20 protein-coding genes and 1 pseudogene are annotated in these 22,898 nt (G+C 72.8%); 16 read left to right on the top strand and 5 right to left on the bottom strand.

What is annotated here, in order from left to right; genetic code table 11:
- Positions 1-17 precede the first annotated feature (17 nt).
- The 6 genes from GR130_RS07650 to GR130_RS07625 all read left to right on the top strand — a co-directional run bounded on the left by GR130_RS07650 (position 18) and on the right by GR130_RS07625 (position 6,201).
- Entirely contained in the window at positions 18-557 is a 540-nt protein-coding gene (locus GR130_RS07650; protein ID WP_159504001.1) for an RNA polymerase sigma factor, read from the top strand.
- Complete coding sequence (locus GR130_RS07645) at positions 550-1,590, top strand: CU044_5270 family protein (protein ID WP_159504000.1); 1,041 nt, start codon at positions 550-552, stop codon at positions 1,588-1,590. The genes GR130_RS07650 and GR130_RS07645 overlap by 8 nt, the downstream gene beginning before the upstream one ends.
- Positions 1,591-2,153: 563 nt before the next feature.
- A complete protein-coding gene (proP, locus tag GR130_RS07640; RefSeq protein ID WP_236573925.1) occupies positions 2,154-3,578 on the top strand; it encodes a glycine betaine/L-proline transporter ProP in 1,425 nt (474 codons plus the stop codon).
- A gap of 202 nt (positions 3,579-3,780) precedes the next feature.
- Positions 3,781-4,917 (top strand): DUF2330 domain-containing protein, encoded by a 1,137-nt coding sequence (locus tag GR130_RS07635; protein WP_236573924.1) that lies wholly within the window; start codon positions 3,781-3,783, stop codon positions 4,915-4,917.
- 104 nt (positions 4,918-5,021) lie between these two features.
- Positions 5,022-5,351, top strand: a complete 330-nt coding sequence (locus GR130_RS07630; RefSeq protein WP_159503998.1) for an antibiotic biosynthesis monooxygenase family protein — start codon at positions 5,022-5,024, stop codon at positions 5,349-5,351.
- Between the two features lie 322 nt (positions 5,352-5,673).
- Positions 5,674-6,201, top strand: coding sequence for a GNAT family N-acetyltransferase (locus GR130_RS07625; RefSeq protein ID WP_159503997.1), 528 nt, complete (start codon positions 5,674-5,676; stop codon positions 6,199-6,201).
- A gap of 139 nt (positions 6,202-6,340) precedes the next feature.
- On the opposite strand, the gene GR130_RS07620 is transcribed toward GR130_RS07625, so the two are convergent.
- Entirely contained in the window at positions 6,341-8,419 is a 2,079-nt protein-coding gene (locus GR130_RS07620) for an MFS transporter (protein WP_159503996.1), read from the bottom strand.
- A 385-nt stretch (positions 8,420-8,804) separates the two neighbouring features.
- On the opposite strand from GR130_RS07620, the gene GR130_RS07615 reads away from it, so the two are divergent.
- Entirely contained in the window at positions 8,805-9,815 is a 1,011-nt protein-coding gene (locus tag GR130_RS07615; protein ID WP_236572916.1) for a peptidoglycan-binding domain-containing protein, read from the top strand.
- A 169-nt stretch (positions 9,816-9,984) separates the two neighbouring features.
- Positions 9,985-10,647 carry an HAD-IA family hydrolase gene (locus GR130_RS07610; protein ID WP_159503994.1) on the top strand — a complete coding sequence of 221 codons (663 nt, stop codon included), beginning with the start codon at positions 9,985-9,987 and terminating at the stop codon, positions 10,645-10,647.
- Positions 10,648-10,677: 30 nt separating this feature from the next.
- Here the strand turns inward: GR130_RS07610 and GR130_RS07605 are convergent, their stop codons facing one another.
- Together GR130_RS07605 and GR130_RS07600 are read right to left on the bottom strand one after the other, a co-directional pair.
- Positions 10,678-11,259, bottom strand: coding sequence for a TMEM165/GDT1 family protein (locus GR130_RS07605; protein WP_159503993.1), 582 nt, complete (start codon positions 11,257-11,259; stop codon positions 10,678-10,680).
- A gap of 200 nt (positions 11,260-11,459) precedes the next feature.
- On the bottom strand, positions 11,460-12,218 hold the full coding sequence (locus GR130_RS07600; protein ID WP_159503992.1) for an ABC transporter permease: 759 nt from the start codon (positions 12,216-12,218) through the stop codon (positions 11,460-11,462).
- 764 nt (positions 12,219-12,982) lie between these two features.
- Between GR130_RS07600 and GR130_RS07595 the strand changes: the two genes are divergently transcribed.
- The 5 genes from GR130_RS07595 to GR130_RS07570 all read left to right on the top strand — a co-directional run bounded on the left by GR130_RS07595 (position 12,983) and on the right by GR130_RS07570 (position 18,748).
- On the top strand, positions 12,983-14,977 hold the full coding sequence (locus GR130_RS07595) for an FAD/NAD(P)-binding protein (protein WP_159503991.1): 1,995 nt from the start codon (positions 12,983-12,985) through the stop codon (positions 14,975-14,977).
- 104 nt (positions 14,978-15,081) lie between these two features.
- A complete protein-coding gene (locus GR130_RS07590) occupies positions 15,082-15,546 on the top strand; it encodes a DoxX family protein (RefSeq protein WP_159503990.1) in 465 nt (154 codons plus the stop codon).
- 172 nt (positions 15,547-15,718) lie between these two features.
- Positions 15,719-16,357 (top strand): DedA family protein, encoded by a 639-nt coding sequence (locus tag GR130_RS07585; RefSeq protein WP_159503989.1) that lies wholly within the window; start codon positions 15,719-15,721, stop codon positions 16,355-16,357.
- Positions 16,358-16,494: 137 nt separating this feature from the next.
- The gene (locus GR130_RS07580; protein ID WP_159503988.1) at positions 16,495-17,661 is read left to right on the top strand and encodes a methyltransferase; all 1,167 of its coding nucleotides are present in this window, start codon (positions 16,495-16,497) and stop codon (positions 17,659-17,661) included.
- Between the two features lie 430 nt (positions 17,662-18,091).
- Entirely contained in the window at positions 18,092-18,748 is a 657-nt protein-coding gene (locus GR130_RS07570) for a nucleoside/nucleotide kinase family protein (protein ID WP_159503986.1), read from the top strand.
- Positions 18,749-18,783: 35 nt separating this feature from the next.
- On the opposite strand, the gene GR130_RS07565 is transcribed toward GR130_RS07570, so the two are convergent.
- Positions 18,784-19,203, bottom strand: a complete 420-nt coding sequence (locus tag GR130_RS07565; RefSeq protein ID WP_159503985.1) for a hypothetical protein — start codon at positions 19,201-19,203, stop codon at positions 18,784-18,786.
- Between the two features lie 99 nt (positions 19,204-19,302).
- On the opposite strand from GR130_RS07565, the gene GR130_RS07560 reads away from it, so the two are divergent.
- Together GR130_RS07560 and GR130_RS07555 are read left to right on the top strand one after the other, a co-directional pair.
- A complete protein-coding gene (locus GR130_RS07560) occupies positions 19,303-20,088 on the top strand; it encodes a MarR family winged helix-turn-helix transcriptional regulator (RefSeq protein ID WP_236572914.1) in 786 nt (261 codons plus the stop codon).
- Entirely contained in the window at positions 20,085-20,933 is an 849-nt protein-coding gene (locus tag GR130_RS07555; RefSeq protein WP_159503984.1) for an alpha/beta fold hydrolase, read from the top strand. The genes GR130_RS07560 and GR130_RS07555 overlap by 4 nt, the downstream gene beginning before the upstream one ends.
- A 117-nt stretch (positions 20,934-21,050) precedes the next feature.
- On the opposite strand, the pseudogene GR130_RS07550 reads toward GR130_RS07555, so the two are convergent.
- Positions 21,051-21,386: pseudogene (locus GR130_RS07550) on the bottom strand (VOC family protein); the annotation flags it as partial.
- 246 nt (positions 21,387-21,632) lie between these two features.
- On the opposite strand from GR130_RS07550, the gene GR130_RS07545 reads away from it, so the two are divergent.
- On the top strand, positions 21,633-22,652 hold the full coding sequence (locus tag GR130_RS07545; protein WP_236572911.1) for a class I SAM-dependent methyltransferase: 1,020 nt from the start codon (positions 21,633-21,635) through the stop codon (positions 22,650-22,652).
- The last annotated feature ends 246 nt before the right edge of the window (positions 22,653-22,898 follow it).

The following is a 22,898-nucleotide window of genomic DNA, read 5'->3' as shown; positions in this document are numbered from 1 at the left end:
CCGGACACCAAGGGTTCATGAGCACGGACGACGCCTTCGCCGAGGCATATCGCGCGCACTACTGGGCGGTCAGCCGCTTCGTGGCGCGGCGGCTGGACGCCCCGGCACACGAGGTCGAGGAGGTGGTGGCGGAGGTCTTCTCCATAGCGTGGCGAAGACGCACCGATCTCCCCGACGCACCGCTGCCCTGGCTGTACGGGGTGGCCCGCAACTGCCTGGCCAACACGGTGCGCGGGCTCGGCCGGTACCGGCGGCTGCTGCACCGGCTGGGCAACCACGAGGCGGCGCACGGCCGGCAGACCGTGGACAGCCCGGACACCGAGCGGCCCGGCTCCTGGGTCCACGAGGCGCTGGCCCGCCTCTCCGCCGCGGACCGCGAGGTGCTCCGGCTGACCACCTGGGAGGAACTGACCGTCGAGGAGCTGGCGGTCGCCCTCGGCTGCGGCCGGAGCGCCGCCGCGATGCGGCTGCACCGGGCCCGGCGCCGCCTTCGCGCGGAGATCGACCGTACGCGGACGACCGTGTCCGTACGAGCAGGAGGCGACGCCCGTGAGTGACGAACTGGAGCTGCTGCGCGCGGCCAATCCGGTACCGGCCGGCGAAGGCCCCTGGCGGGACCGCCCGTTGGACGCCGCCGCCGAGCGCGGCCTCAACCGCCTGCTGCACAGCGCCCGCACCCGGCGCGCCCGCCGCCGCCTCGTCCTGCGCGCCGAGGCCGCCGTGCTCGCCCTGGTCGGCGTCCTCGCCTTCACCCTCTCCGACGCCGGCAGCAGCCCGGCCGCCGCGGCCCCCTCCGCCCTCGTCCCGCACGCCGGTGCCGCGCCCGTCCCGCTGGCCGAACTGGCCCGCAGGGCGGAGGCCAGGGCGCGGACGGCCGGCCCCGCGGACGGGCCGCGGCGCGGCAGCCATCTGCAGAGCTGGTACCTGAGCATGCGGACCGGCCCGGACGCCGCGCCCCCGGTCACCGTGCCGGAGGAGCGCATCACCCGCTGGAACGCCGACGGCAGCGGCTCGGAGCTGGTCGTGGCCACCGACCCGCGGTACCCCGGACGCCCGGTGATCCACGACGACGACGGCCGCTGGACGACCGTCGGCGACGGCAGGGTCCTGCACCGCACGACGTATCCGCCCGGCTCCGGCGACCGGCCGCGCGGCCTCGCCGCCCGGACGAAGCCGCCCACCGACCCCGCGGCACTGCGCACACAGCTGGCGTCCCTCTACGGACGAGGCGGCGACTCCGAGGGCACCCCCGAGGGCACCGCCGACGCCACCCCCCAACTCCTCCTCGCCCTCTCCTCGTTCCGCCAGGAGTGGACACCGGGACCGCGTGAGACGGCCGCGATCGACCGGATGCTGGCCGACGCCGGGGGCCTGCGGCCGGCCGGCGCGGTGACCGACCGGCTGGGCCGGCGCGGCCAGGCGTATGTCCACGACGGCCCGGACGGCGGCATGAACGCCACCCGCCAGATGGTGATCCTCGACCCACGCACCGGCCAACTCCTGGGTACCGAGATCACCTTCACCAAGGACCTGCCGGACTTCCGGATCACGGCGGGTGAGGTGATGTCGTACGAGGCGTGGATGCCGTGACCGTACGAGGCGTGGACGCCGTGACGCTATGTGTCGTGGACGCGTGACACCGGCCGCCCGCCGAACCGTCCGGGACCCGCGGCGGGGACGCCCGAGTGGCGGGGCACCGCCGCATGGCGGATCCTTGAGGGACGCGACGATCCTTCGGCGCGGTGGTGCCCGGCACCGCCGCGCCGTTTCCGTGCGCCCGCATCGCAGGAACCGGAAGCCGTGAGGGCCGCCCGCCGGACCGAGGGGCCGCCCGCCGAACCGCCCCTGCGGCCTATGACGCGGGCCACAATCCGCCATCGGTTGCGGTCGATCCCCGCGAGATGGATCACAGCCGATAGTCCCCGAAAAAGATCGCCGGAACCATGTTTGCCCTGCAAGGAGCGGGTAGACGAGCGACTGTGCGGTCATCCGCCTACTGTCCGTAATAACCCGTTCTGCCCCTATGGTCGACCTTTGCCCGTCACGCCATGGCGGGCAGTGCCATGTAGTCGTCCAAGAGAGCGCAGGCGAGCGAACACGTGCCGACGCAGTCCCCCATCGCATCCGGGTCCGATACGAAGGCCGGCGGCCCGCTGAACGCCGCCGAGCCGCGCTCGGCGTCCACACAGCGGCCGACACCGGACGAGGTCACCGTCGTCGACCCCGCGATGGTCAAGCGCGCGGTGTCCGCGGCAGCTCTCGGTAACGCGATGGAGTGGTTCGACTTCGGCGTCTACAGCTACATCGCGGTCACCCTCGGGCACGTCTTCTTCCCGTCCGGGAACCCGACCGCGCAGTTGCTGTCGACGTTCGGAGCGTTCGCGGCGGCATTCCTGGTGCGCCCCATCGGCGGCATGGTCTTCGGGCCGCTCGGCGACCGCATCGGCCGCCAGAAGGTCCTCGCGATCACCATGATCATGATGGCCGTCGGCACCTTCGCCATCGGCCTGATCCCGTCGTACGCCACGATCGGGGTCGGCGCGCCCATCCTGCTGCTCGTCGCCCGCCTGGTGCAGGGCTTCTCCACCGGCGGTGAGTACGGCGGCGCCTCCACCTTCATCGCCGAGTACGCACCCGACAAGAAGCGCGGATTCCTGGGCAGCTGGCTGGAGTTCGGCACCCTCGCCGGTTACGTGGGCGGCGCCGGCCTGGTCACGCTGATGACCGCGCTGCTGTCCACCGAGGACCTCAACTCCTGGGGCTGGCGCATCCCGTTCCTGATCGCGGGCCCGATGGGCATCATCGGCCTGTACCTGCGGATGCGGCTCGAAGAGACCCCGGCCTTCGCCCAGTTGGAGAAGGAGGCGCACGCCAAGGAGAAGGAGCGCCGCGCGGCCGAGAAGCGGATCGGCATCCGCGAGATGGTCTTCGGCCAGTGGCGGGCGATGCTGCTGTGCGTCGGCCTGGTCCTGGTCTTCAACGTCACCGACTACATGCTGCTGTCGTACATGCCGAGCTACCTGACCTCGGAGCTGAAGTACGACGAGACGCACGGGCTGCTGGTCGTGCTCGGCGTGATGGTCGTGATGATGGTCGTCCAGCCGTTCGCGGGCAAGCTGTCCGACCGCTTCGGCCGCCGCCCGGTCATCGCGGCCGGCTGCCTGGGCTTCCTGGTGCTGTCCATTCCGGCGCTGCTGCTGATCCGCCAGGGCTCGCTGGCCGCCATCGCACTGGGCATGGCCGCGCTGGGCCTGCTCCTCGTGTGCTTCACCTCGTCGATGCCGTCCGCGCTGCCCGCGCTCTTCCCGACCAAGGTGCGCTACGGCTCCCTGTCGATCGGCTTCAACATCTCGGTGTCGCTCTTCGGCGGCACGACGCCGCTGGTGGTCACCGCCCTGATCGGCGCGACCGGCAACAAGATGATGCCCGCCTACTACATGATGGCCGCGGCCGTCATCGGCGGCATCGCCGTCCTCCTGATGTCCGAGAGCGCCGGCAAGCCCCTCCCGGGCTCCCCGCCGGCCGTGGAGACGGAACAGGAAGCACGCGAACTCGCAGGGGCCACGACGGGCCGCTGAGCCACCCGACCGCCCGGCGGCCCCCGCCGGGCGAACGACCCGCCGACGACACCCCAGCCACGGCCCCTGCCCCCTGGGGGAACCAAGGACACCGCACCACCCGTCTGTGACGCTGCCGATCGCGGGGATCGGTTCACGGGGAACGGGGGCCACCATGGGCATGGCGGCAGGCGCCACAACCGGCGCAGGGGCGGGCGCCGGAATGCGCGCCGGGGGCACGGAGCGCGCCACCGGCGGCCGGCGGCGCGCGCTCTGCATCGTGCTGGTCCTGCTGGCCGTGCAACTCGGCTGGCTCGCCCGGCCCGCGTACGCCTGCGGTTGCGGGGCGATGGTGCACGGTCCGAACGCCACCATGGCCGTGCACCACGAGACGTCCGCGGTCCGCTGGGACGGCACGGCCGAGCAGATCACGATGAGTCTGACCGTCGACGGCACCGCCCCGGACGCCGCCTGGATCATGCCCGTACCGCACCGCGCCACCGTGCGGCTCGGCGATCCCGCACTCCTCACCGAACTCGGCCGGCTCACCGAACCGGTCACCGAACACCGCAGCTACTTCTGGCCGCGCAGCGGCGACTGGCCCTTCGCGTCGGGCTTCGGCGGCGCCACGGCCCCGGCCCCCGGCGCCAGGGCACAGGGCGTCGGTGTGGTCGGCCGTGAGCGCCTGGGCCCCTTCGACGTCGCCCGGCTGACCGCCACCGACCCCGACGCCCTGCGCAACTGGCTGAAAACCAATGGCTTTCAGCTTCCCCCGGCGCTCGCCACGGAACTCCGTCCGTACGTGACCCAACGCTGGGAGTACGTGGCGATCCGGCTGGCCCCCGCCGAACGGCACGGCTACCTCACCGGCACCCTCGATCCGCTGCGGCTCTCCTTCCCCAGCGAGCGCCTCGTCTACCCCATGCGGCTCTCCCGCCTCGCCCGGACACCCCAGTCCCTGAGCCTCTACCTCCTCGCACCACACCGGATGGAGCCGCGCAGCACCATCGGAGGAGCCGCACCCAAGGTCTTGTACGCAGGACGGATCCGGCCACGCGGCGCCGTCCGCGACTTCAGCGGCACCGGCCCGGCCTTCCTCACCGCCCTCGACCAGAGCTTCCCGCAACCCCAACGCATCAGCGGCGACCACGAGTTCCGCCGCACCACCGCGGACACGCCGTACCAGCGGGTGACCTACGCCTACTCCCCCATGGAGGTCGGCGGCATCCCCCTCTGGATCCCCACGGTCGGCGGGGTACTCCTCCTCCTGACCGCGGCAACCGCCCTGACCCTCGCCCACCGCACCCGCGACCGCGCCACCCCACCAGCCCCGGTACGGATCCCCCCACCCCTCCGCTGACATCGCAGGCCCCGCAACGGACGGACGCCCCACGAGCCGGCTGCCCCGCGAGCCGGACGGCCCTGACCGGCCTCCCGTGCGGCCCATGGGGCACGATGGGGTGCATGAGCATCGTGAAGATCAACGTGCTGACCGTCCCCGCTGAACAGCGGGAAACCCTTGAGAAGCGCTTCGCGTCCCGCGCGCACGCGGTGGAGAGCTCGGACGGCTTCGAGTGGTTCGAACTCCTCCGCCCGGTCGAAGGCACCGACAGCTATCTGGTGTACACGCGGTGGCGTGACGAGGAGTCCTTCCAGGCGTGGATGGAGGGACCCATGAAGGCGGCCCACCAGGGCGCCCAGGGGCAGGGTGCCGAGCGGCCCAAGCCCGCCGCCACCGATTCGACGCTGTGGTCCTTCGAGGTCGTTCAGCACGCCGCCCCCAAGAACTCCTGAAAGCGGGGGCGCACTCGGCCGCGCTCATTCCGCCAACAACAACCGGCCGCCTGGCAACACAGGCGGCCGGCCTTGTGTTGACGAACGGCTATCGCGTCAGGGCTTCGAGTGCGTGGCTGGCCGCCACTTCAGCCATTCGACCATTCGGCCATTCGACCAACGGCACGTGCGCCTCACCGGAATTTTTCTCGACAGCCCACTGGAACGGCTTGCCAGCGCGGCCGATCGCCCCGTCTCTCGGCCTTCACTCCGCCGCGGGGTACGGCCGTTCCCGTACGAAATCCCTTGCGTCCGGCGTCGCCGCTCTCGTCACAATGTCGGCATGACCGACGCCGTCGCCACCCCTCTCCCCCGCCCCTGGGCGGTCTCCGCAGAGCCGGTCGGTTCGCCGGTGGCGCGGGCGCTGCTGCGCGAGTACTACACCGAGGTCGCCGACCGCTACTTCGCGCTCCACGAGGGGCGCCACTCGACGCCCGAGGAGATCGAGAAAGGGCTGGCGGAGTACCCCAGCGCCGATCTGGTGCCGCCCAACGGCGTGCTGCTGGTGGCCCGGCACGGCGATGAGGTGGCCGGATGCGTGGGCACCCGGCTGCTGGACGCGCGTACCGCCGAGCTCAAGCAGATGTTCGTACGGCCCACCCAGCGCGGTAGGGGCGCCGCGGGAGGGCTGCTGCGCGCCGCCGGGTCCGCCGCGCTGCGGATGGGTGCCGAACGGCTCCGGCTGGACACCCGGCTCGACCTGACGGAGGCCGTCGCGCTCTACAGGCGGCACGGTTTCGTGGAGATCGACCCGTATCACGACGACGTCCACGCGGAGATCTTCTTCGAGAAGCGGCTGGTGGAAGGGTAGTTGGGGGGATGGAGGGCCGGGGGAACGGAGGGCCGGGGGGACGGGGAGAGGGGGAGAGGCGGAGAGGGGGACGGGTGGGGAGGAGGCGTCCTGACTCGGCGGCGCGCCTTCGGGAGCGCCTCCCGGTCTGCCGGTCGAGTCACTTCGCCATGTCCGGTGGTCGGGGCGTGCGCTGGGCCGTGCGCGAGACCGGCTGGCGGGCGTCCCCGTTGGTCGGTTCCTCGGCGTCCGAGCCGCACAACTCCGCCGACAGCTCCCGGACGAGTTCGGTGAGGTCGGTGGGCCGGTCCCTGGTCCACCAGTCGCCCAGCATCTCCGCCAGCGACTGCTGGCGGGCCTCGGAGAGCCGGTCCGCGACCTCCCGGCCGCGGTCGGTGAGGAGCAGCGTCAGCCCCTCGCGCTGCGCCAGGCCGCGTTCCTCGACCTGTCGTGCCCCCTCGGCCACCACCCCGAGCGGCACGCTGGCGCGGTCCGCGAGGAGCGCCGGTTCGACCGAGCCGTAGCGGTAGATGCGCAACAGCATCCAGCTGGCCGCCGGTTTGAGGTCCAGGCCGGCCCGTGCGGTGATCTTCTCGTAGATGTCCTTGCGGCCCTCCATGCTGCCGAGTTTGGACAGTGCGCGGGCGACCTCCTCGTGGGACGACCGCTCGACGGGGTTGGAGCAGAGCACTTCGGTGGTGTCGGGTGCGGTGACGCTGCTGCGGAGCGGCTCCTCCCGGAGGAACCAGGCCAGGGCGAACGCGACGAGGACGACCGGGACGGCGTAGACGAAGACGTCGGTGATGGAGAGGGAGTAGGCGTTGAGGACGCCGGCGGCCTGGGCGGGCGGCAGCTGCGCGACGGCCCGCGGGTCCTGGGCGATCTTCGACGCCGTGATGCCGGGCGGGAGTTGCGCTCCGGCGAGGGCGTCGGCGATCCGCGGGCCGAGTTGGTTGGTGAAGATCGTGCCGAAGATGGAGACGCCGAACGAGGCACCGATGGAGCGGAAGAACGTCGCTCCTGAGGTGGCGACCCCCAGGTCCTGGTAGGGGACCGCGTTCTGCACGATGAGGACCAGCACCTGCATGACCAGGCCGAGCCCGAAGCCGAAGACGAAGAAGTAGGTGCTCGTCAGGGCGACGCCGCTGGACGGGTCGAGCTGGTGCAGCAGGAGCAGTCCGAGGGTGACCACGGCGGTGCCCGCGATCGGGAAGACCTTGTAGCGACCCGTACGGGACACGATCTGCCCGGAGGCGGTCGAGGAGATCAGCATGCCGAGCACCATCGGCAGCATGTGCACACCGGACATGGTCGGGGAGACCCGGTGCACGACCTGGAGGAACGTCGGCAGATACGTCATCGATCCGAACATCGCGAAGCCGATGACGAAGCCGATGATCGCGGTCAGTGTGAACGTCCGCATCCGGAACAGCCGCAGCGGCAGGACGGGTTCCGCGGCCCGCCGCTCCACGAGGACGAACACCCCCAGCAGGACGACACCGAGCACGCCGAGCCCCACGATCCGCCACGAGCCCCAGGGGTAGGTGACGCCGCCGAGCGAGGTCATCAGGACCAGGCAGGCGGCGACCGCCGCGATCAGGGCGGTGCCGAGGTAGTCGATGCGGTGCGGAGTGCGGCGTACCGGTATCTGCAGCACGGCGGCGATGACGGCGAGCGCGATCACCCCGATGGGAACGTTGATGTAGAACACCCAGCGCCAGCTGAGATGGTCCACGAACAGCCCGCCGAGCAGCGGCCCCAGGACGCTGCTGCCTCCGAACACGGCGCCGAACAGGCCCTGGTACCTGCCGCGTTCGCGGGGCGGGACGATGTCCCCGACGATCGCCATCGACAGCACGATCAGACCGCCACCGCCCAGGCCCTGGAGCGCGCGGAAGCCGATGAGCTGCCCCATGTTCTGGGCGATCCCGCACAGCACCGAGCCGACCAGGAAGATCACGATGGCGGTCTGGAACAGCTTCTTGCGCCCGTACTGGTCACCGAGCTTGCCCCACAGGGGCGTCGCGGCCGTCGACGCCAGCAGATAGGCGGTCACCACCCAGGAGAGGTGGTTGAGCCCGCCGAGATCGCTGACGATCGTGGGCAGCGCGGTGGCGACGATGGTCTGGTCGAGCGCCGCGATGAGCAAGCCGAGCAACAGCGCGCCGATCGCGACGAGGACCGCCCGCCGGGACCGTCCCTCGCCGGCAGCGGCAGGAGCGCCGGTGTCCTGCGCCATGAGCGTCTCCCTCTCGTCCCTTGGCCTTCGGGCTCTGGGCTTGGGCTTCTTCTGCTCCCTGCTCCCTGCTTCCTCTGCTCTGTGCCTCTCCGGCTCCGCTACGGCCGTGGGGCTCGGCTGCCTTCCGGCCGTCGGAGCGATTCCGGGACGCCCATGGGCGTCCGACGTCCATGGGCGTCGCTGCCCGTATGGGAACACCCGTCGGCCTTTCTCCCATCCTGGGCGGTTACCCGGGATATGGCCCGCCGAGAGGCCCTGGGTATCGGCATTCACCTTGAAGACACCCGGGGTACACCCTGCGGATGTCGTGGAGCGCCTGCGCGGACGCGTGCGGGCTCTGAATAATCGGCTGCCGGCGCGAGCCTCCAGAGAGAGGGGACCCCCCGTGACGGCATCGGCCTGCCCGCACTGCTTAGCCCCCGAACGCAGCGACGGCCGTCCCACCTGCCTGTGCGCGGCAGCCGAGGCGGCGGACTTCGACCCGCTGCGGATCCGGCCCTACGTGTCCTTACCGGACGGCGAGGGCGGCGACCCGGAAGAGGACGAGGCCGCGGGCGCCGCGTACGGGGACGGCGAGAGTCGCGGAGGCGGCGGGCGCGACAGCCTGGACGTCCTGGGCCTGCACCTGGACGGCCTGGACGGCTTACCCGGGGTGGCACCGGCCGCCCCCGCTCCCCTGCCGCCACCTCCCGGACCCCCGGATTCCGGGGCACCGCCCTCCCTGGCGCACCGCGGCGCCGGCCCGACCTCCCGCACCTTCACCTCGTCCCCGCCCCCCGAACCGCCCGCGCCGCACACGGCCGCCCCCTCCGGACGCCGTCGGCGGGCGCTCCCCGCCGTTCTGGCCGTCACGGGAGCCGCGGTGGCCGCCACCGCGATCCTGGTCGGTACCGACGTGCTGCCGGGCATCGGGCGGGACCGGGCGGCCCCGCCCGACGGCGGCGCCGTCGCCCCCACCGCGTCCCTCCCGACCGACGACGGCGACGCCTCCCCCACGCCGAACGCCCACCACTCCGCCCCCGCCTCGACCACCCCACGCAGCACAGCCCCGGCGACCACCGTGACACCCCGCGAGACCGCGCCGGCACCAGGCCCCCAGGCCCCCGTACGGGCATCCGGCAGCGTGACGGACAGCCCCGGCGACAGCTCCGCCAGCGCCCCGCCCACCGGCCCGATCGTGCTCCGCGAGGGCTCCACCGGCCCGCAGGTCGCCGACCTCCAGGAGCGGCTGCGGCAACTGGCGCTCTACGCGGGTCCGGCCGACGGCCAGTACGGCACGGCGGTACGGAGCGCCGTAGCGCGCTACCAGCAGACCTACGGGGTGCACGGCGACCCGGACGGGGTCTACGGGGCGCCGACCCGGGCATCCCTCGAATCGCGCACCCGGGCGCCGTGACGGACCTCATGGCCGTCCTGGACCGGGGTGGCTTGTCGGCCCCCCATGCCGCTTTGTATCGTGTAGGAACAAAGTGGTTCCGCCCGCATTCCCTGACCGGCGGGCGGGACCGCTTGTGTTCTCCGCACCGTTCACCGTCCCGCCAGCGACAGCGCCCAGGAGCCCGCCGATGACGGCCACCACCACGCTCATAGCCCGCGCCCTGCTGCTGGACATGGACAGCACGATCGTGAACTCCGAGGCAGTCGTGGAGCGCTGCTGGCGGCGCTGGGCGGCCGAACAGGGGCTCCCGGCGGACGACGTCCTCCAGGTCGTTCACGGGCGCCAGGGCTGGGCGACGATGGCCGCGCTGCTGCCGGACCGCCCGATGGAGCTCAACATGGCGGACAACCGCCGGATGCTGGCCCAGGAGACCTCCGACACCGAGGGCGTGGTGCCGGTACCGGGCGCGCCCGCTTTCATGGCCGCCCTCGCCGGACTGCCGCACGCCCTGGTGACCTCCGCAGATATCGCCCTGTCCGACGCCCGGATGCAGGCCGCGGGGCTGCCCATGCCGACCGTACGGATCACCGCGGAGAGCGTGAGCGCCAGCAAGCCCGACCCGGAAGGGTTCCTCAAGGGCGCTGCCGAGCTGGGCTTCGCGCCCGCGGACTGCCTGGTCTTCGAGGACTCCGAGGCGGGCATCGCCGCGGGCCGGGCCGCGGGAATGCGAGTCGTCGGCGTGGGCGACCGCGCCGCCGCCCACGCCCCCACCGCCCAGGTCCGCGACCTCACCCAGATCCGTATCGAGGCCCTGCCGGACGGCGCGATCGCCGTCCACGTCACGCACTAGTCGCGGTACCAGGTCGCGTACCGCCGCCCCTCAGCCCGCGGCCGCCTCGTACAGGCTGAAGCCGGCGAGCACGAGCATCAGCGCGGCGGCGATCTTGGTGATCAGCCGCAGCGGCACCCGCTTCATCAGCGTCCGTCCGCCCAGGATGCCCAGCCCCGCCACGGCCCACAGGCCGAGGACGGCGCCGATGCCCACGGAGACCGGGTCGTTGTAGCGGGCGGCGAGGTTGGCGGTCATGATCTGGGTCAGGTCGCCGAACTCGGCGACCAGGATCATCATGAAGCCCGCCCCCGACACCTTCCAGAAGCCCTGGTCGGCGGGCTTGACCACGTCCTCCTCGTCGTCGTCCTTGCGGAACAGCAGCACGGCCGCGCCCGCCAGGAACAGCACCCCGACCACGCCCTGGACGATGCGGTGCGGGAGGAGGGTCAGCACGCTGCCCGCCGCGATGGCGAGGACGACATGCACCAGGAAGGCGGCGGCGACGCCCGCGAAGACGTACGAGGCGCGGTAGCGGGTACCGAGCATCAGGCTCGCCAGGGCGGTCTTGTCGGGCAGTTCGGCGAGGAAGATGACGCCGAAGACGATGGCGGCGACGGTAAGGCTGAACACGGGGTGGGATACCTCGATCGGTCGGGCCGCATCAAAGGGCCCGGGAAGTGGGGTCGCTTCGGCACGGCAGCGTCGAACACTGCGGCCGAAGGTCTCGCTGGCGCGTAGGGATACGTACCGCGTCGCACTGCGATACCTACCGCGCCTCCGGGCGCCGGCTCAGACGAGCTGAGCAGTATGTCGACAATCCCGGCGAAGAGCTACTCCCCTCCTGCTGCCGGCAAGGGTACGCGGTGGATCCGCCCGCGTGCCACCAGCTCCAGCACCACCGCGCACGACGACGCCTGCACGGCCAGCAGCGCGACCAGGACGAACAGCTGCACCGCGCCTGCCTGTACGGGCGAGGCGCCGCCCAGCAGCATGCCCACGAAGGCGCCGGGGAGTGTGACCAAGCCCACCGTCCTGGTCTGGTCGAGCCCCGGAAGCAGTGCGTCCGACGCGGCCGGGCGGGCCACCTCCATGCGCGCGTCCCGGTCCAGCAGCCCCAGCGCCAGCCCCGCCTCGAACTCCCCGCGCCGTAGTTCCAGCTCGTCCAGCGCCCGGCGCCCTCCCAGTACGGTCGCGGTCAGCGCCCCGCCGATGAGGATGCCGGTGACCGGGATCAGGCTGAGGCCGCGCGGCGGTACCAGGCCGGTGAGCAGCAGCAGGGCGACGACCGGCAGGACCCCGGCGGCGATCGGCACGGCGGCCCACCACCAGGTGTGGTTCCGGGTGATGCGGCGGCCGGCCGTACGGACCGCCACCGCGAACATCAGGACGAGGAAGCACAGCAGCCAGGGAAGGGCGCCGACGACCCAGCCGATGAGGTAGGAGACGGCGGCGAGTTGGGCCGCCGCGCGCAGGCCGGCGAGGGCGATGGCCCGGGCGTGGCCGAGACGGGCCACCGCGGCGACGGCCACGGCGGCGACCAGCAGGACGACGAGGACGACCCCGAGGGTGGCGTTGACCGACAGGAGCACGCGCTCACTGTAGGCGGACGGGTGGGCCGGGCACGCGCACCGGAGTTCCGGCGCAGGTATGGCGTGCCGCGGGTAAGGCGTCCCCCCGGCCCGGTGGCTTCCCGGGCGTTCCCCGCGAACTTCGTCAGGACCTCATGAGGACCTCGTTGATCCGACGCGCCCATGTCTCCAGCTTGCTCTCCGGTACCCACCGCACGTCAACTCCACTCCAGGCCAAGGGCGTTCCGACGTCGAAGCATTACGCGCGTCACGTCGCGCCACGTCGCGCCACGTCACGTCACGTCACGTCACGTCGCGCCACGTCACGACCGCCGCGGGTCCGACCGCGGTCCTGGTACCGGCCCGAGGCCGACAAGGATCCGGCGGAGAAAGCAGAGTTGCAGAAGTTCCTCAACGGCTGCTGAGACGACGCCGGGCGCCCGCCGGCCGGGAGCGCCGGTCGACGAACGCCGGACGCCGGTCGACGAACGCCGGTCGACAGACGCCGGTCGACGGACGACGCAATGGACCTCTTGAACCGGAATCGTCCGGTTCTCCGCTCGTGTGCGGGTTGCCGGCGTACGCGTTGATGCGTGTGGTTCGCCGCCCGTCGGCCGCCGGCCGAACCGCCGCCCACCTGCGAAATCGGCGGAATCTTTTGCCTCTCGGGGTGCCGTGCGGGCGCCTCGGGCGGTGATGATGGGGCGCACCTACGCTTGCCGTCCACCCCCCGATGGCCGCGCGCTCCCCCGCGTACGCCGTCCACCCCCCTGGGAGAGCCGCTCTTGGCTGCCGACCGCCCCGCCGACCGCCCCGCCCGCCCGTCCATCGCCATCGTCGGGGCGGGGCCGCGCGGGACGAGTGTCCTGGAGCGGATCTGCGCCTCGGCCCCCGAACTGGCCCCGGGCGTCCAACTGACCGTCCATGTCATCGACCCCGCACCGCCCGGTGCGGGCCGGGTGTGGCGTACCGCCCAGCCGTCCGAGCTGCTGATGAACACCGTCGCGTCGCAGGTCACGCTGTTCACCGACGACAGCGTCGAGTGCGCGGGGCCGATCCGCAACGGGCCGAGCCTGTACGCCTGGAAGGGGTGCGACGTCGGGCCGGACGACTATCCGGGGCGGGCGCTCTACGGCCGCTATCTGGAGTGGGTGTTCCGGCACACGGTGCGGACCGCGCCCCGGAACGTGACCGTGGCCGTGCACCGGGCCCGCGCGGTGCGGCTGACCGAGGCCCCCGACGGCACGCAGTCGCTGGCCCTCGACGACGGCCGGACGCTGCCGGGCCTGGGCTCGGTCGTGCTGGCGCAGGGCCATCTGGAAACCGTCCCGGATGCGGAGCAGCGGCGCTTCGCCGACTACGCCGCCGGGCACGGCCTGCCGTATCTGCCGCCCGCCAACCCCGCCGATCTCACCGAGGAGTTGGCGGCGCTGCCCCCGGGCCGCCCGGTGCTGCTGCGCGGGCTCGGCCTGAACTTCTTCGATCACATGGCGCTGTTGACGACGGGGCGCGGCGGCCGGTTCGTACCCGGCGCGGACGGCTCCGTGCGGTATCTGCCGTCCGGCCGCGAGCCGCTGCTGCACGCGGGTTCCCGGCGGGGCATCCCGTACCACGCGCGCGGCGACAACGCGAAGGGCGCGCACGGCCGCCATCTGCCGCTGCTGCTCACCCCGGACGTCATCGCGGCCTTCCGCAAGCGGGCCGACTCCGGGGATCTGCCGGACTTCCTCACCGAGGTCTGGCCGCTGGTGGCCAAGGAAGTGGAGGCGGTCTACTACGGGGCGCTGCTGGCACGCCGCTCCCCGGACGGCTCCCCGGACGCCTTCCGGGAGCGCTTCCTGGGCAGCGCGCACGGCAGCCCCCAAGAGGCCGCCGCCCTCGACGAGTTCGGTGTCGCGCCCGCCGAACGCTGGGACTGGGACCGCGTGTCCCGCCCGCACGCCGACCGCCCGTTCGCCGGCCGGGCCGACTTCCGCGGCTGGCTGCTGGACCATCTGCGGGCGGATGTGGCACACGCCCGGCAGGACAACGTGTCGGGCCCGGTGAAGGCCGCCCTGGACGTGCTGCGGGATCTGCGCAACGAGCTGCGGCAGATCGTCGACCACGGCGGGCTGGCGGGCACGTCCCGCCGCGACCACCTGGACCGCTGGTACACCCCGCTGAACGCCTTCCTGTCCATCGGGCCGCCGCGCCGCCGCATAGAGGAGATGGCGGCGCTCATCGAGGCGGGGGTGCTGGAGGTCGTCGGCCCCCGTATGGAGGTCCGCGTCGGCACCGGGGAGGAGGCGCCCGGGTTCACGGCCTCGTCCCCGGACGTCCCGGGTTCGCGGATCACGGCGACGGCCCTGATAGAGGCCCGGCTCCCGGAGCCGGATCTGCGGCGCACCGGGGACGCTCTGCTGACCCGGCTGCTGGCCGACGGCGGCTGCCGGCCGCACACCGCGGACGGCTACGAGACCGGCGGGCTGGACGTGTCGCCGAGCCCGTACCACCTCGTCGAGGCGGACGGGCGGCGCCATCCGCGGCGGTTCGCGGTCGGGGTGCCGACGGAGGGCGTGCACTGGGTGACGGCCGCCGGAGCGCGCCCCGGGGTGGGATCGGTCACCCTGGCGGACACGGACGCGGTGGCCCGGGCGGCGCTGCGCGCCTCGGCCGCCCGGCCGCCGCGCCCGCGACCGCCGGCCCCTCCGGCCCCTTCCGTCCCGGCCACCGCTCCCGTCGCGTCCGCCTCGTCGATCGTCTCCGCCACCCCCATGGGCCGCTTTGGTTCAGACCAATAGTTCCCCAAAAGAGAAGATGTTGAACTTGCAAGCAACAGTAAGGCGGGCCTAACCTTCCACTCCAGCGGTTACCTCGTCCCCACAAAACCGTAGGAGTCACCCCCATGTCCGCTCCCCTCACCTCCTTCACCGACAAGGCGACCCCGCACGCCCTCGCGCTCTTCCGCGTCGTCGTCGGTCTGCTCTTCGCCTGCCACGGCGCGTCCTCGCTCTTCGGCATCATGGGCGGAGCGATGGGCAACGGCTCGACCGTCCCGGCGGGCAGCTGGCCCGGCTGGTACGCCGCGGTCATCCAACTCGCCGGCGGCGTCCTCGTGATGACCGGCCTGGGCACCCGCCCGGCGGCTTTCATCAGCTCCGGCTCGATGGCCTACGCCTACTTCACGATGCACGCGGGCCACGCGCTGTGGCCGATACAGAACGGCGGCGAGGCGGCCGCGATGTTCAGCTGGGCCTTCCTGCTGATCTTCTTCACCGGCCCCGGCGCCTGGGCGCTCGACCGCGTCTTCTTCGGCGCGTCGGACGCGGCGCCGGCGCCCGCCGCCGAGCGCGAGCCGAGCGCCGCCTGACGCGCCCGCGCCCGCGACCCGCGCCCGGCCCCGACATCCCGGTGGCCCCGGGAGGGACACACTCCGCCCCGGGCCGCTCGGCAGCCGGGGCCGGGCGTACGCTGTATGGCTGTAGTGCCGCCCCTGCCGCCCCAAGCGACGTCGCGGCGGGGTCCGGACCGGGAGCGATGCGTTGGTGGAAAGCCTGGGGTCCCTCAGCGGCACCCCCTGGGTGTATGTGATCGTCGGTCTCTCGGTCGTCCTCGATGTCTTCGTACCGATCCTGCCCAGCGGGGTCCTGGTGATCACCGCCGCCACCACGGCCGCCGGCACCGGCACCGCCACCGACGTCGCCACGTCCGTCCACGGCGAGAACCACCTCGCCGAGATGCTCTCGCTGGTGCTCTGCGCGGCCACCGCCTCGGTGCTCGGCGACATGGTCGCCTACCGGCTGGCCTGGCGCGGCGGCGACCGCTTCGACCGCGCCATCGGCCGCTCCCGCCGTCTGGCCGCGGCCCAGGAGCGGCTCGGTGCGGCGCTCACGCGGGGCGGCGGCGGCATCGTCGTACTGGCCCGCTTCGCACCCGCCGGGCGCTCCGTGGTCAGCCTGGGCGCCGGTGTCGCGCACCGCACGGTCCGCGAGTTCCTCCCCTGGTCGGCGCTGGCCGGGCTCGCCTGGGCCGCGTACAGCGTGAGCCTCGGCTACTTCGGCGGGCACTGGCTCGGCACCTCCTGGGTCAGCGCCGCGCTCTCCGTCTTCGCCCTCTTCGTCGCCGGATCGGTGGCCGCGTTCCTCATGCGGCGGCCGGAACGGCGGGCCACCGCCCACTGACCCACGGGCGGCGACCCGGCACGGAGTAGAGTCGATCGTCACCACCCCGCTCCCGCCGCCCCTCCGGGCGGGCGCGGCGCCGCGCCGCAGCGGCCCGGGATGCGGGGGTTCGAACCACTAACGCGAGGCACACTTCGGTGAACCAACCACCGGTCGTCGAATGGACCGAGGCCGACGAGGCCCGTTCCGCCCGTTGGCGTTCCGAGAACGGCGCCCCGCCACCCCGCAGGATCGTCATCGCGGACGACCGGACCAGAGCCGACGAGGCGTACCGACTCGCCTGCGAGGGCACCGCGCTCCTCTGGCGCGGCGACTTCCACAACGCCCGCCAGTTGCTGACCGCGATGGCCCGCAGGGTCGACCGCCGCCCCCGCAAGGCGCCGCCCGCCGACCCCACCCAGGCGTTCCACCTGCACCGCGCCGCGCAGAACCAGCGCGCCCGCATCCTGGGCATGCTGCTGGTCCCCCTGGACGCGGACCTCGCCGTCCCGCTGCACCGCGCGCCGGACGTCCGCGAGGCGTGCGCCAGGGCATACGGCCCGCCCGAGCCAGCCGCTGCGTCCGCGCCCGCCGGGACCGCCGGGACCGCCTCGCTGGTCTCGCTCCGCGAACTCCTAGGCCTCATCGGCGCCAACGAATGGCGCCGGAAGGGCGTCGAGATCCCGGCCCTCGGCGGCGACCGGATCCATCCGCACTACGGCGTGTTCTCCCCGGCCCGCGGCGAATACGTCGACCTGGTCGCCGAGACGCCGCTGCCGAGCCAGGACCTGGCGTTCGACATCGGTACCGGCACCGGCGTACTGGCGGCGGTGCTGGCGCGGCGCGGGGTGCGCCGGATCGTGGCCACCGACCAGGATCCGCGCGCGCTGGCCTGCGCCCGCGAGAACACCGAACGGCTGGGCGTCGCGGACCGGGTGGAGGTGGTCGAGGCCGATCTCTTCCCGGCCGGCCGCGCCCCGCTGGTCGTCTGCAATCCCCCCTGGGTGCCCGCCAAACCGACCTCCCCCGTGGAGCGCGCGGTCTACGACCCGGGCAACCGGATGCTGCACGGATTCCTGAGCGGCCTCGCGGAGCATCTGGCACCGGGCGGCGAGGGCTGGTTGATCCTCTCCGACCTGGCCGAACACCTCGGCCTGCGTCCGCACGACGAACTCCTCGACGCGTTCACCGCGTCCGGTCTCACCGTCCTCGGCCGGCTCGACATCACACCGCGGCACCCGCGCGCCCGCGACACCTCCGACCCGCTGCACGTGGCCCGCGCCGCCGAGGTCACGTCGCTGTGGCGGCTGGGCGCGGCGGACTGACCGCCGCGCCGGGCAGGCACCGGCCGCGCACCGGCCGTCCCCGAGATCGGCGCCCTGCCGGCCGCACGGCGTGCCGCACGCCTGCTCAACACCGTGCAGGCTCCCGCCCGTTGGCACCGAACCCCGGCGCGCGGCGGCGGGCCCCCTTCGTGGCCGGCCTGCCGGAAGCCGGGCCGGTCGCCGTGCAGGACGACCACCCCGGCCCCGGCCCCGGCCCCGGCCCCGGCCCCGGCCCCGGCCCCGGCCCCGGCCCCGGCCCCGGCCCCGGCCCCGGCCCCGGCCCCGGCCACCGCAACGAACCGGCGCGGCATACGGCACGGCACACGGCACGGCACACCACCGCCGGCCCAGCAGGGCGGGCGGGCGATGGAGCGCGGGAACTCCCCCGGTCTCCGCCGGCCGCCCGTCCGTCAGGCACGATGTACCCACCATGGATCCCGCGCATCTCCTGACCCGAGCCCGCCGGCTCGCCGCCTCCGCGACCCCCGGCCGACGCCGCCTGCTCGGCATCACCGGCCCGCCGGGCGTCGGCAAATCCACCCTCGCCGCGCATCTGGCGGCGGAGCTGGCAGGCCAGGCCGTGCTCGTACCGATGGACGGATTCCACCTCGCCGAGGCGGAGTTGCGCCGTCTGGGGCGCACCGATCGCAAGGGCGCACCCGACACCTTCGACCCCGCCGGATACGCGGCGCTGCTCGCCCGCCTGCGCGCGCGGGAGTCCGGCACCCCCGTCTACGCCCCGGCCTTCGACCGCCGCATCGAGGAGCCGATCGCCGGCAGCATCCCCGTGGCCCCGCACATCCCGCTCGTCATCACCGAAGGCAACTACCTCCTGCTCTACTCCGACCCCTGGGCCCAGGTCCGCGAACTGCTCGACGAGGTCTGGTACATGGAGCTGGACACCCCGGAGCGGGTGCGCCGGCTCATCGCCCGCCATGAGCGCTTCGGCCGGCCGCGCACCGACGCCGAGCACTTCGTCCGCACCTCGGATGAGCCCAACGCCCGGCTGATCGCGACCACCCGCGAACGCGCCGACCTCGTCGTCACCTTCACCCCCGACGAGGCGCCGCCGGCAGCGGGCGAATAACCCGCGCACCCGGCCTCCGCCCCTCCCCCAGCACCTCACCACCCCCTTCTCCCCCTTCCTCCCCCGTCCCACTCCGCCCCGTTCCCCCGCCCGCCGGACGCCATCAGGCCCAGCACCGACAGCGCGCCCCACCCCACGGACACCGCCACCGCCTTCCGCCGCCGCCCGCGCCCCGGCAGGGTCAGGCCCAGCAGCGCGGCATCGCCGAAGTCGGCCGCGATCCGCAGACACGCGGCCGTACGCAGCGCCGGCCCCTCGGGCGCCAGCACCATGGCCAGTCCGCTCGCCGCGTCCCGCCAGCCGACCGGCCGTAGAGAGGTCCGGGTCGCGGCTGCGGTCCGCCCGCGCGCGTCCACCAGCCCCGAGGGGCGCGCCAGCACATCGGGCAGCGCCATGACGGCCACTCCGTACACCGCCGTGGCCGCCCCCACCGCGCGCAGCAAACCGACCTTCATCCGCCTCCCGCCTTCCTCTCGTCCCGTCAACTCCTTTCCTCAACTCCATTCCTCGCCAACGACCTTCCCAAACGACATCAACAGTGTCATCATGACATCATGAGTGTCGATAAGGGGGGCACCACCGAGCAGTCGGGTGCCGAGCAGGCAGGGGCCATGCAGGCGGGTGCCGATCCGGAGGGCGCCGAGCAGGGGCGCACCGGACGGGAGGGCACCGGACAGGAGGGCACGGGACAGGAGGGCACGGGGCGCACGGACGCCGCCGAGCCCACCGGCGCCGAGCCCACCGCCGTCGAGGACCTGCTGTACGGGGTCATCCGGCGCCTGTGGCCGCTGCACCGGACGATCGTGCGCGCCGTGGAGCGCGAGCTGCGGGGCACCGGCATGACCGCCGGCGAGCACGCCCTGCTCGACGCGCTGCGCACCCAAGGCCCCCGGACGGTGCCGCAGTTGGCGCGCTCACTGGACCTGGACCGGCAGCCGGTGCAGCGCTGGGTGAACCACGCGGCGGACCTGGGCCTGGTGGTGACGGCCCCGAATCCCGCGCACCGCCGCTCGTCCCTGATCCGGCTCACCGCCGAGGGCTCGGAGGTGATGCGCGGGATACAGGACTCCGAGGCGGCGGAACTACGGCGCGGGCTGGCCGACCTGTCGCCGGCGGACGTCAGCACCGCACTGCACGTACTCGACCGGCTCGGCGAGGAATTCCGGCACTTGGCGGACGGCTCGCGCGTTCCACCGGAGGAAAGCGGCAATCCCGACATCAGGGAATCCACCGACACGGATGCGACAGGGACTGCCGAACCATCCCCTACCACCCCGCAACAGCGAGCAGCCACCCGCCCATCCGCCCCTCTCTCCCACACAGAACGGCCCGGAGAATGACCCACGACTTCAGCGCCTGGTCCGAGATCGACAACGGCACCGTCCCGATCGACGACGGCGAGCTGTTCTACGAGACGGCCGGCGCGGGTCCCGCGGTGGTGCTGCTGCACGGCGGGATGCTCGACCAGCACATGTGGGACGAGCAGTTCGCCTGGCTGGTCAACTCCGGTCTCCGCGTGATCCGCTACGACTCCCGCGGCCACGGCCTCTCCTCCACCGTGACCGGCGACTGGGCCAACCATGACGACCTGGCGGCCCTCCTGGACGCGCTCGACGTCCCGAGCGCCGTCCTCGTCGGCCTCTCCCACGGCTCCCGGGTCGCGCTCGACACCGCCCTGGCCCACCCGGACCGGGTGACCGCCCTCGCCCTCGCCGCCCCCGGAATCAGCGGCCGGGCCTTCACCGACCCGTTCGTCCTGGAGCACATCAAGGAGCAGGTCGCCGCGATCGGCGCACCGGACGGCGCGGAGCGCTACGTGGAGCACTTCCTGCGGATGTGGGTGGACGGGCCGCACCGCGGGCCGTCCGCCGTGCACCCCGGCTTCCGCGAGCGGATGCGCGCGTCGGCGACCGCCAATGTCGAGGTGCATGCCGACGGTGTCGGCGCCGGCCTGCCCATCGAGGTGGGCGCCTTCGACCGGCTCGGCGAGATCCGGGTGCCGACGATCGTCCTCGACGGCGACCTCGACTCCTCCGACATATCCGCCAACGCCCATGCGATAGCGGTCACCGTCCCCGGCGCCCGGAGGATTCGCGTACCGGCCGCCGGCCACATGGTCAATCTGGAGAACTCCCCGCTCTTCGACCGCGAACTGCACGCCTTCCTGTCCTCCCTGGACTACTGAGGACCGCTGAGGACGACCACATCGCCGCCATCGACGACACCACCCGCAAGCTGATGGCCGACGTCAAGCGGCCCGTGTCGGTGGGCTTCTCCCCGGCCGACACCACGGAAGCCCACCGGCGTACAGCGACTTGGACACCGGGTGGTCGCTGGTCCTGACCAGGGCACCCGAGGCGTTCAGCCGCGCCTGGGCCGCAGCGAGGTCGCCGAGCGTGCCGACCTCCCAGGCGAGGTGGTACAGCCCGATCCGGCCACTTTCCGGCCCCGGCTTGTCCGAGCCCGCCGCGAACAGCCCCAGATCGTGATCGTTGAGCGACCCCGGCGCACGAAGGAAGGCCGCCCGCCCCGGAATCTCCCAGCCCACCGACAGCCCGAGGGCCTCGGTGTAGAACGCCACCGACCGCGCCACATCGCGGACGTACAGCACCGCATGGTTGAGCCGCCGTACGGTCATATCCCCTCCCGTCGCACACGGAACTCCGGCCTCTCCCCGGTACCTGTCCCGCACACCACCCAACGGAACCCCACTTCCGGCCAAGCGGGTTGCCCCTCAAACGGCACACTCACGGACGGCGACATGCGGACCGGTCAACGCCGGGAGCGGGCTCCCCGGTCAGCGTCACGTAGCGGGGATCGGCGGGGAACGTCGGCTGCGAATCTCTCTCCACGCGTCCAACGTTCCCTCGGCAGCCCCTCGGGCTTGGCCTCCGCACGCGGCCATCGCCTCTCGTACCGTGTGGGCCGCCTCGATCACGGCATCCCCTGCCAGGAGCATCACTCGCTCAAAGGCGATCGCTTGGACTCCGGCCACCATCCCATCTCCCTTTTCCTGACACGGTCATGGGGGATGGCTAAGGTGAGCATCATGCGCTCCGGAAGCCCCAGTCGCACCGCTCGGTCCGCGGCCGTCCATCGCGCGGCCCACCAAGTCATAGAAGGTGGCCGTGTCTTCACCGATCCGCTGGCGATCCGCCTGCTCGGTGAGAGCCCGGCCGACATCGCGGGCGAGGCGCGCGCACATCCGGAGCGGCGCTTGATACGGCTGTTCATCGCGGTACGCAGTCGGTTCGCCGAGGACGCGCTGTGCGCCGCCGTTGCCGCGGGGGTGCGTCAATTCGTCGTGCTGGGTGCGGGGTTGGACACCTTCGCCTGCCGCAATCCACACAGCACCGTGGGCCTGACCGTGTTCGAGGTGGATCATCCGTCGACCCAGGCGTGGAAGCGCGAACGGCTGGCGGCTGCCGGGATCGACCCGCCGCCGTCGCTGACGTTCGTGCCGGTGGACTTCACACAGCGGACTCTCACCGATGGTTTGCGGGCCGCGGGGTTCGATCCGCACCGCCCGTCCTTCTTCAGCTGGCTCGGCGTGGTCCCGTACCTCACGCGGGAGAACGTGTTCGCGACCCTCCGTTCCGTGGCGGCACTGCCCGGCGGTGCCGAGATCGTGTTCGACTACAGCGACCCGCCGAGCACCCTGCCGCCCGACCAGCGCGCCGCACATGACGTCAGTGCGGCCCGTGTCGCTGCTCTGGGAGAACCGTGGCTGAGCCACTTCGAGGCCGACCAACTGGCGGCGGATCTCGGGGATATCGGCTTCACGATGGTCGAGGACCTGGGCCGGAACGCCCTGGCCGCCCGCTATTTCGGCGCCCCGGCCAACGCGCCGCAGCGGCCAGGAGCCCACGTTGTCCGCGCCGCAAGCTCCCCCAGGCAGCGGTGAAGCACAGCAGCTGCCCAAGGACTCCCGGAACACGCAGCCTGTCACGCGCGGAAGTCCCGCTGCGGCTCGTACCAGGGCATGGTCGCGTTCTCTGCCCATAGCTCTGGACAAATCGGCCGGTTGGGGTCAGTGGAGCGGGCTTGCCCCCTGGCTTCCAAGTGGAGCGCGCCACCGTACGAACGACCTGGATGCCACGGGCCGCGCCTGCCCGGCTCCACCCACCTCGCCCCCCGAGCCGAAGTCCCC

It is taken from the genome of Streptomyces sp. GS7, from assembly GCF_009834125.1.
Classification (GTDB): Bacteria; Actinomycetota; Actinomycetes; order Streptomycetales; family Streptomycetaceae; genus Streptomyces.
The sequence above is the reverse complement of the archived record's forward strand: the minus strand, read 5'-3'. Positions and strand labels throughout refer to the sequence as shown.

What these genes read in the sequence shown, in the direction of transcription:
- GR130_RS07650 (WP_159504001.1), top strand. Translation starts at nt 18, where the DNA reads ATGAGCACGGACGACGCCTTCGCCGAGGCATATCGCGCGCACTACTGG.
- GR130_RS07635 (WP_236573924.1), top strand. Translation starts at nt 3,781, where the DNA reads ATGCGCGCCGGGGGCACGGAGCGCGCCACCGGCGGCCGGCGGCGCGCG.
- GR130_RS07630 (WP_159503998.1), top strand. Translation starts at nt 5,022, where the DNA reads ATGAGCATCGTGAAGATCAACGTGCTGACCGTCCCCGCTGAACAGCGG.
- GR130_RS07625 (WP_159503997.1), top strand. Translation starts at nt 5,674, where the DNA reads ATGACCGACGCCGTCGCCACCCCTCTCCCCCGCCCCTGGGCGGTCTCC.
- GR130_RS07620 (WP_159503996.1), bottom strand. Translation starts at nt 8,419, where the DNA reads ATGGCGCAGGACACCGGCGCTCCTGCCGCTGCCGGCGAGGGACGGTCC.
- GR130_RS07610 (WP_159503994.1), top strand. Translation starts at nt 9,985, where the DNA reads ATGACGGCCACCACCACGCTCATAGCCCGCGCCCTGCTGCTGGACATG.
- GR130_RS07590 (WP_159503990.1), top strand. Translation starts at nt 15,082, where the DNA reads ATGTCCGCTCCCCTCACCTCCTTCACCGACAAGGCGACCCCGCACGCC.
- GR130_RS07570 (WP_159503986.1), top strand. Translation starts at nt 18,092, where the DNA reads ATGGATCCCGCGCATCTCCTGACCCGAGCCCGCCGGCTCGCCGCCTCC.
- GR130_RS07565 (WP_159503985.1), bottom strand. Translation starts at nt 19,203, where the DNA reads ATGAAGGTCGGTTTGCTGCGCGCGGTGGGGGCGGCCACGGCGGTGTAC.
- GR130_RS07560 (WP_236572914.1), top strand. Translation starts at nt 19,303, where the DNA reads ATGAGTGTCGATAAGGGGGGCACCACCGAGCAGTCGGGTGCCGAGCAG.
- GR130_RS07555 (WP_159503984.1), top strand. Translation starts at nt 20,085, where the DNA reads ATGACCCACGACTTCAGCGCCTGGTCCGAGATCGACAACGGCACCGTC.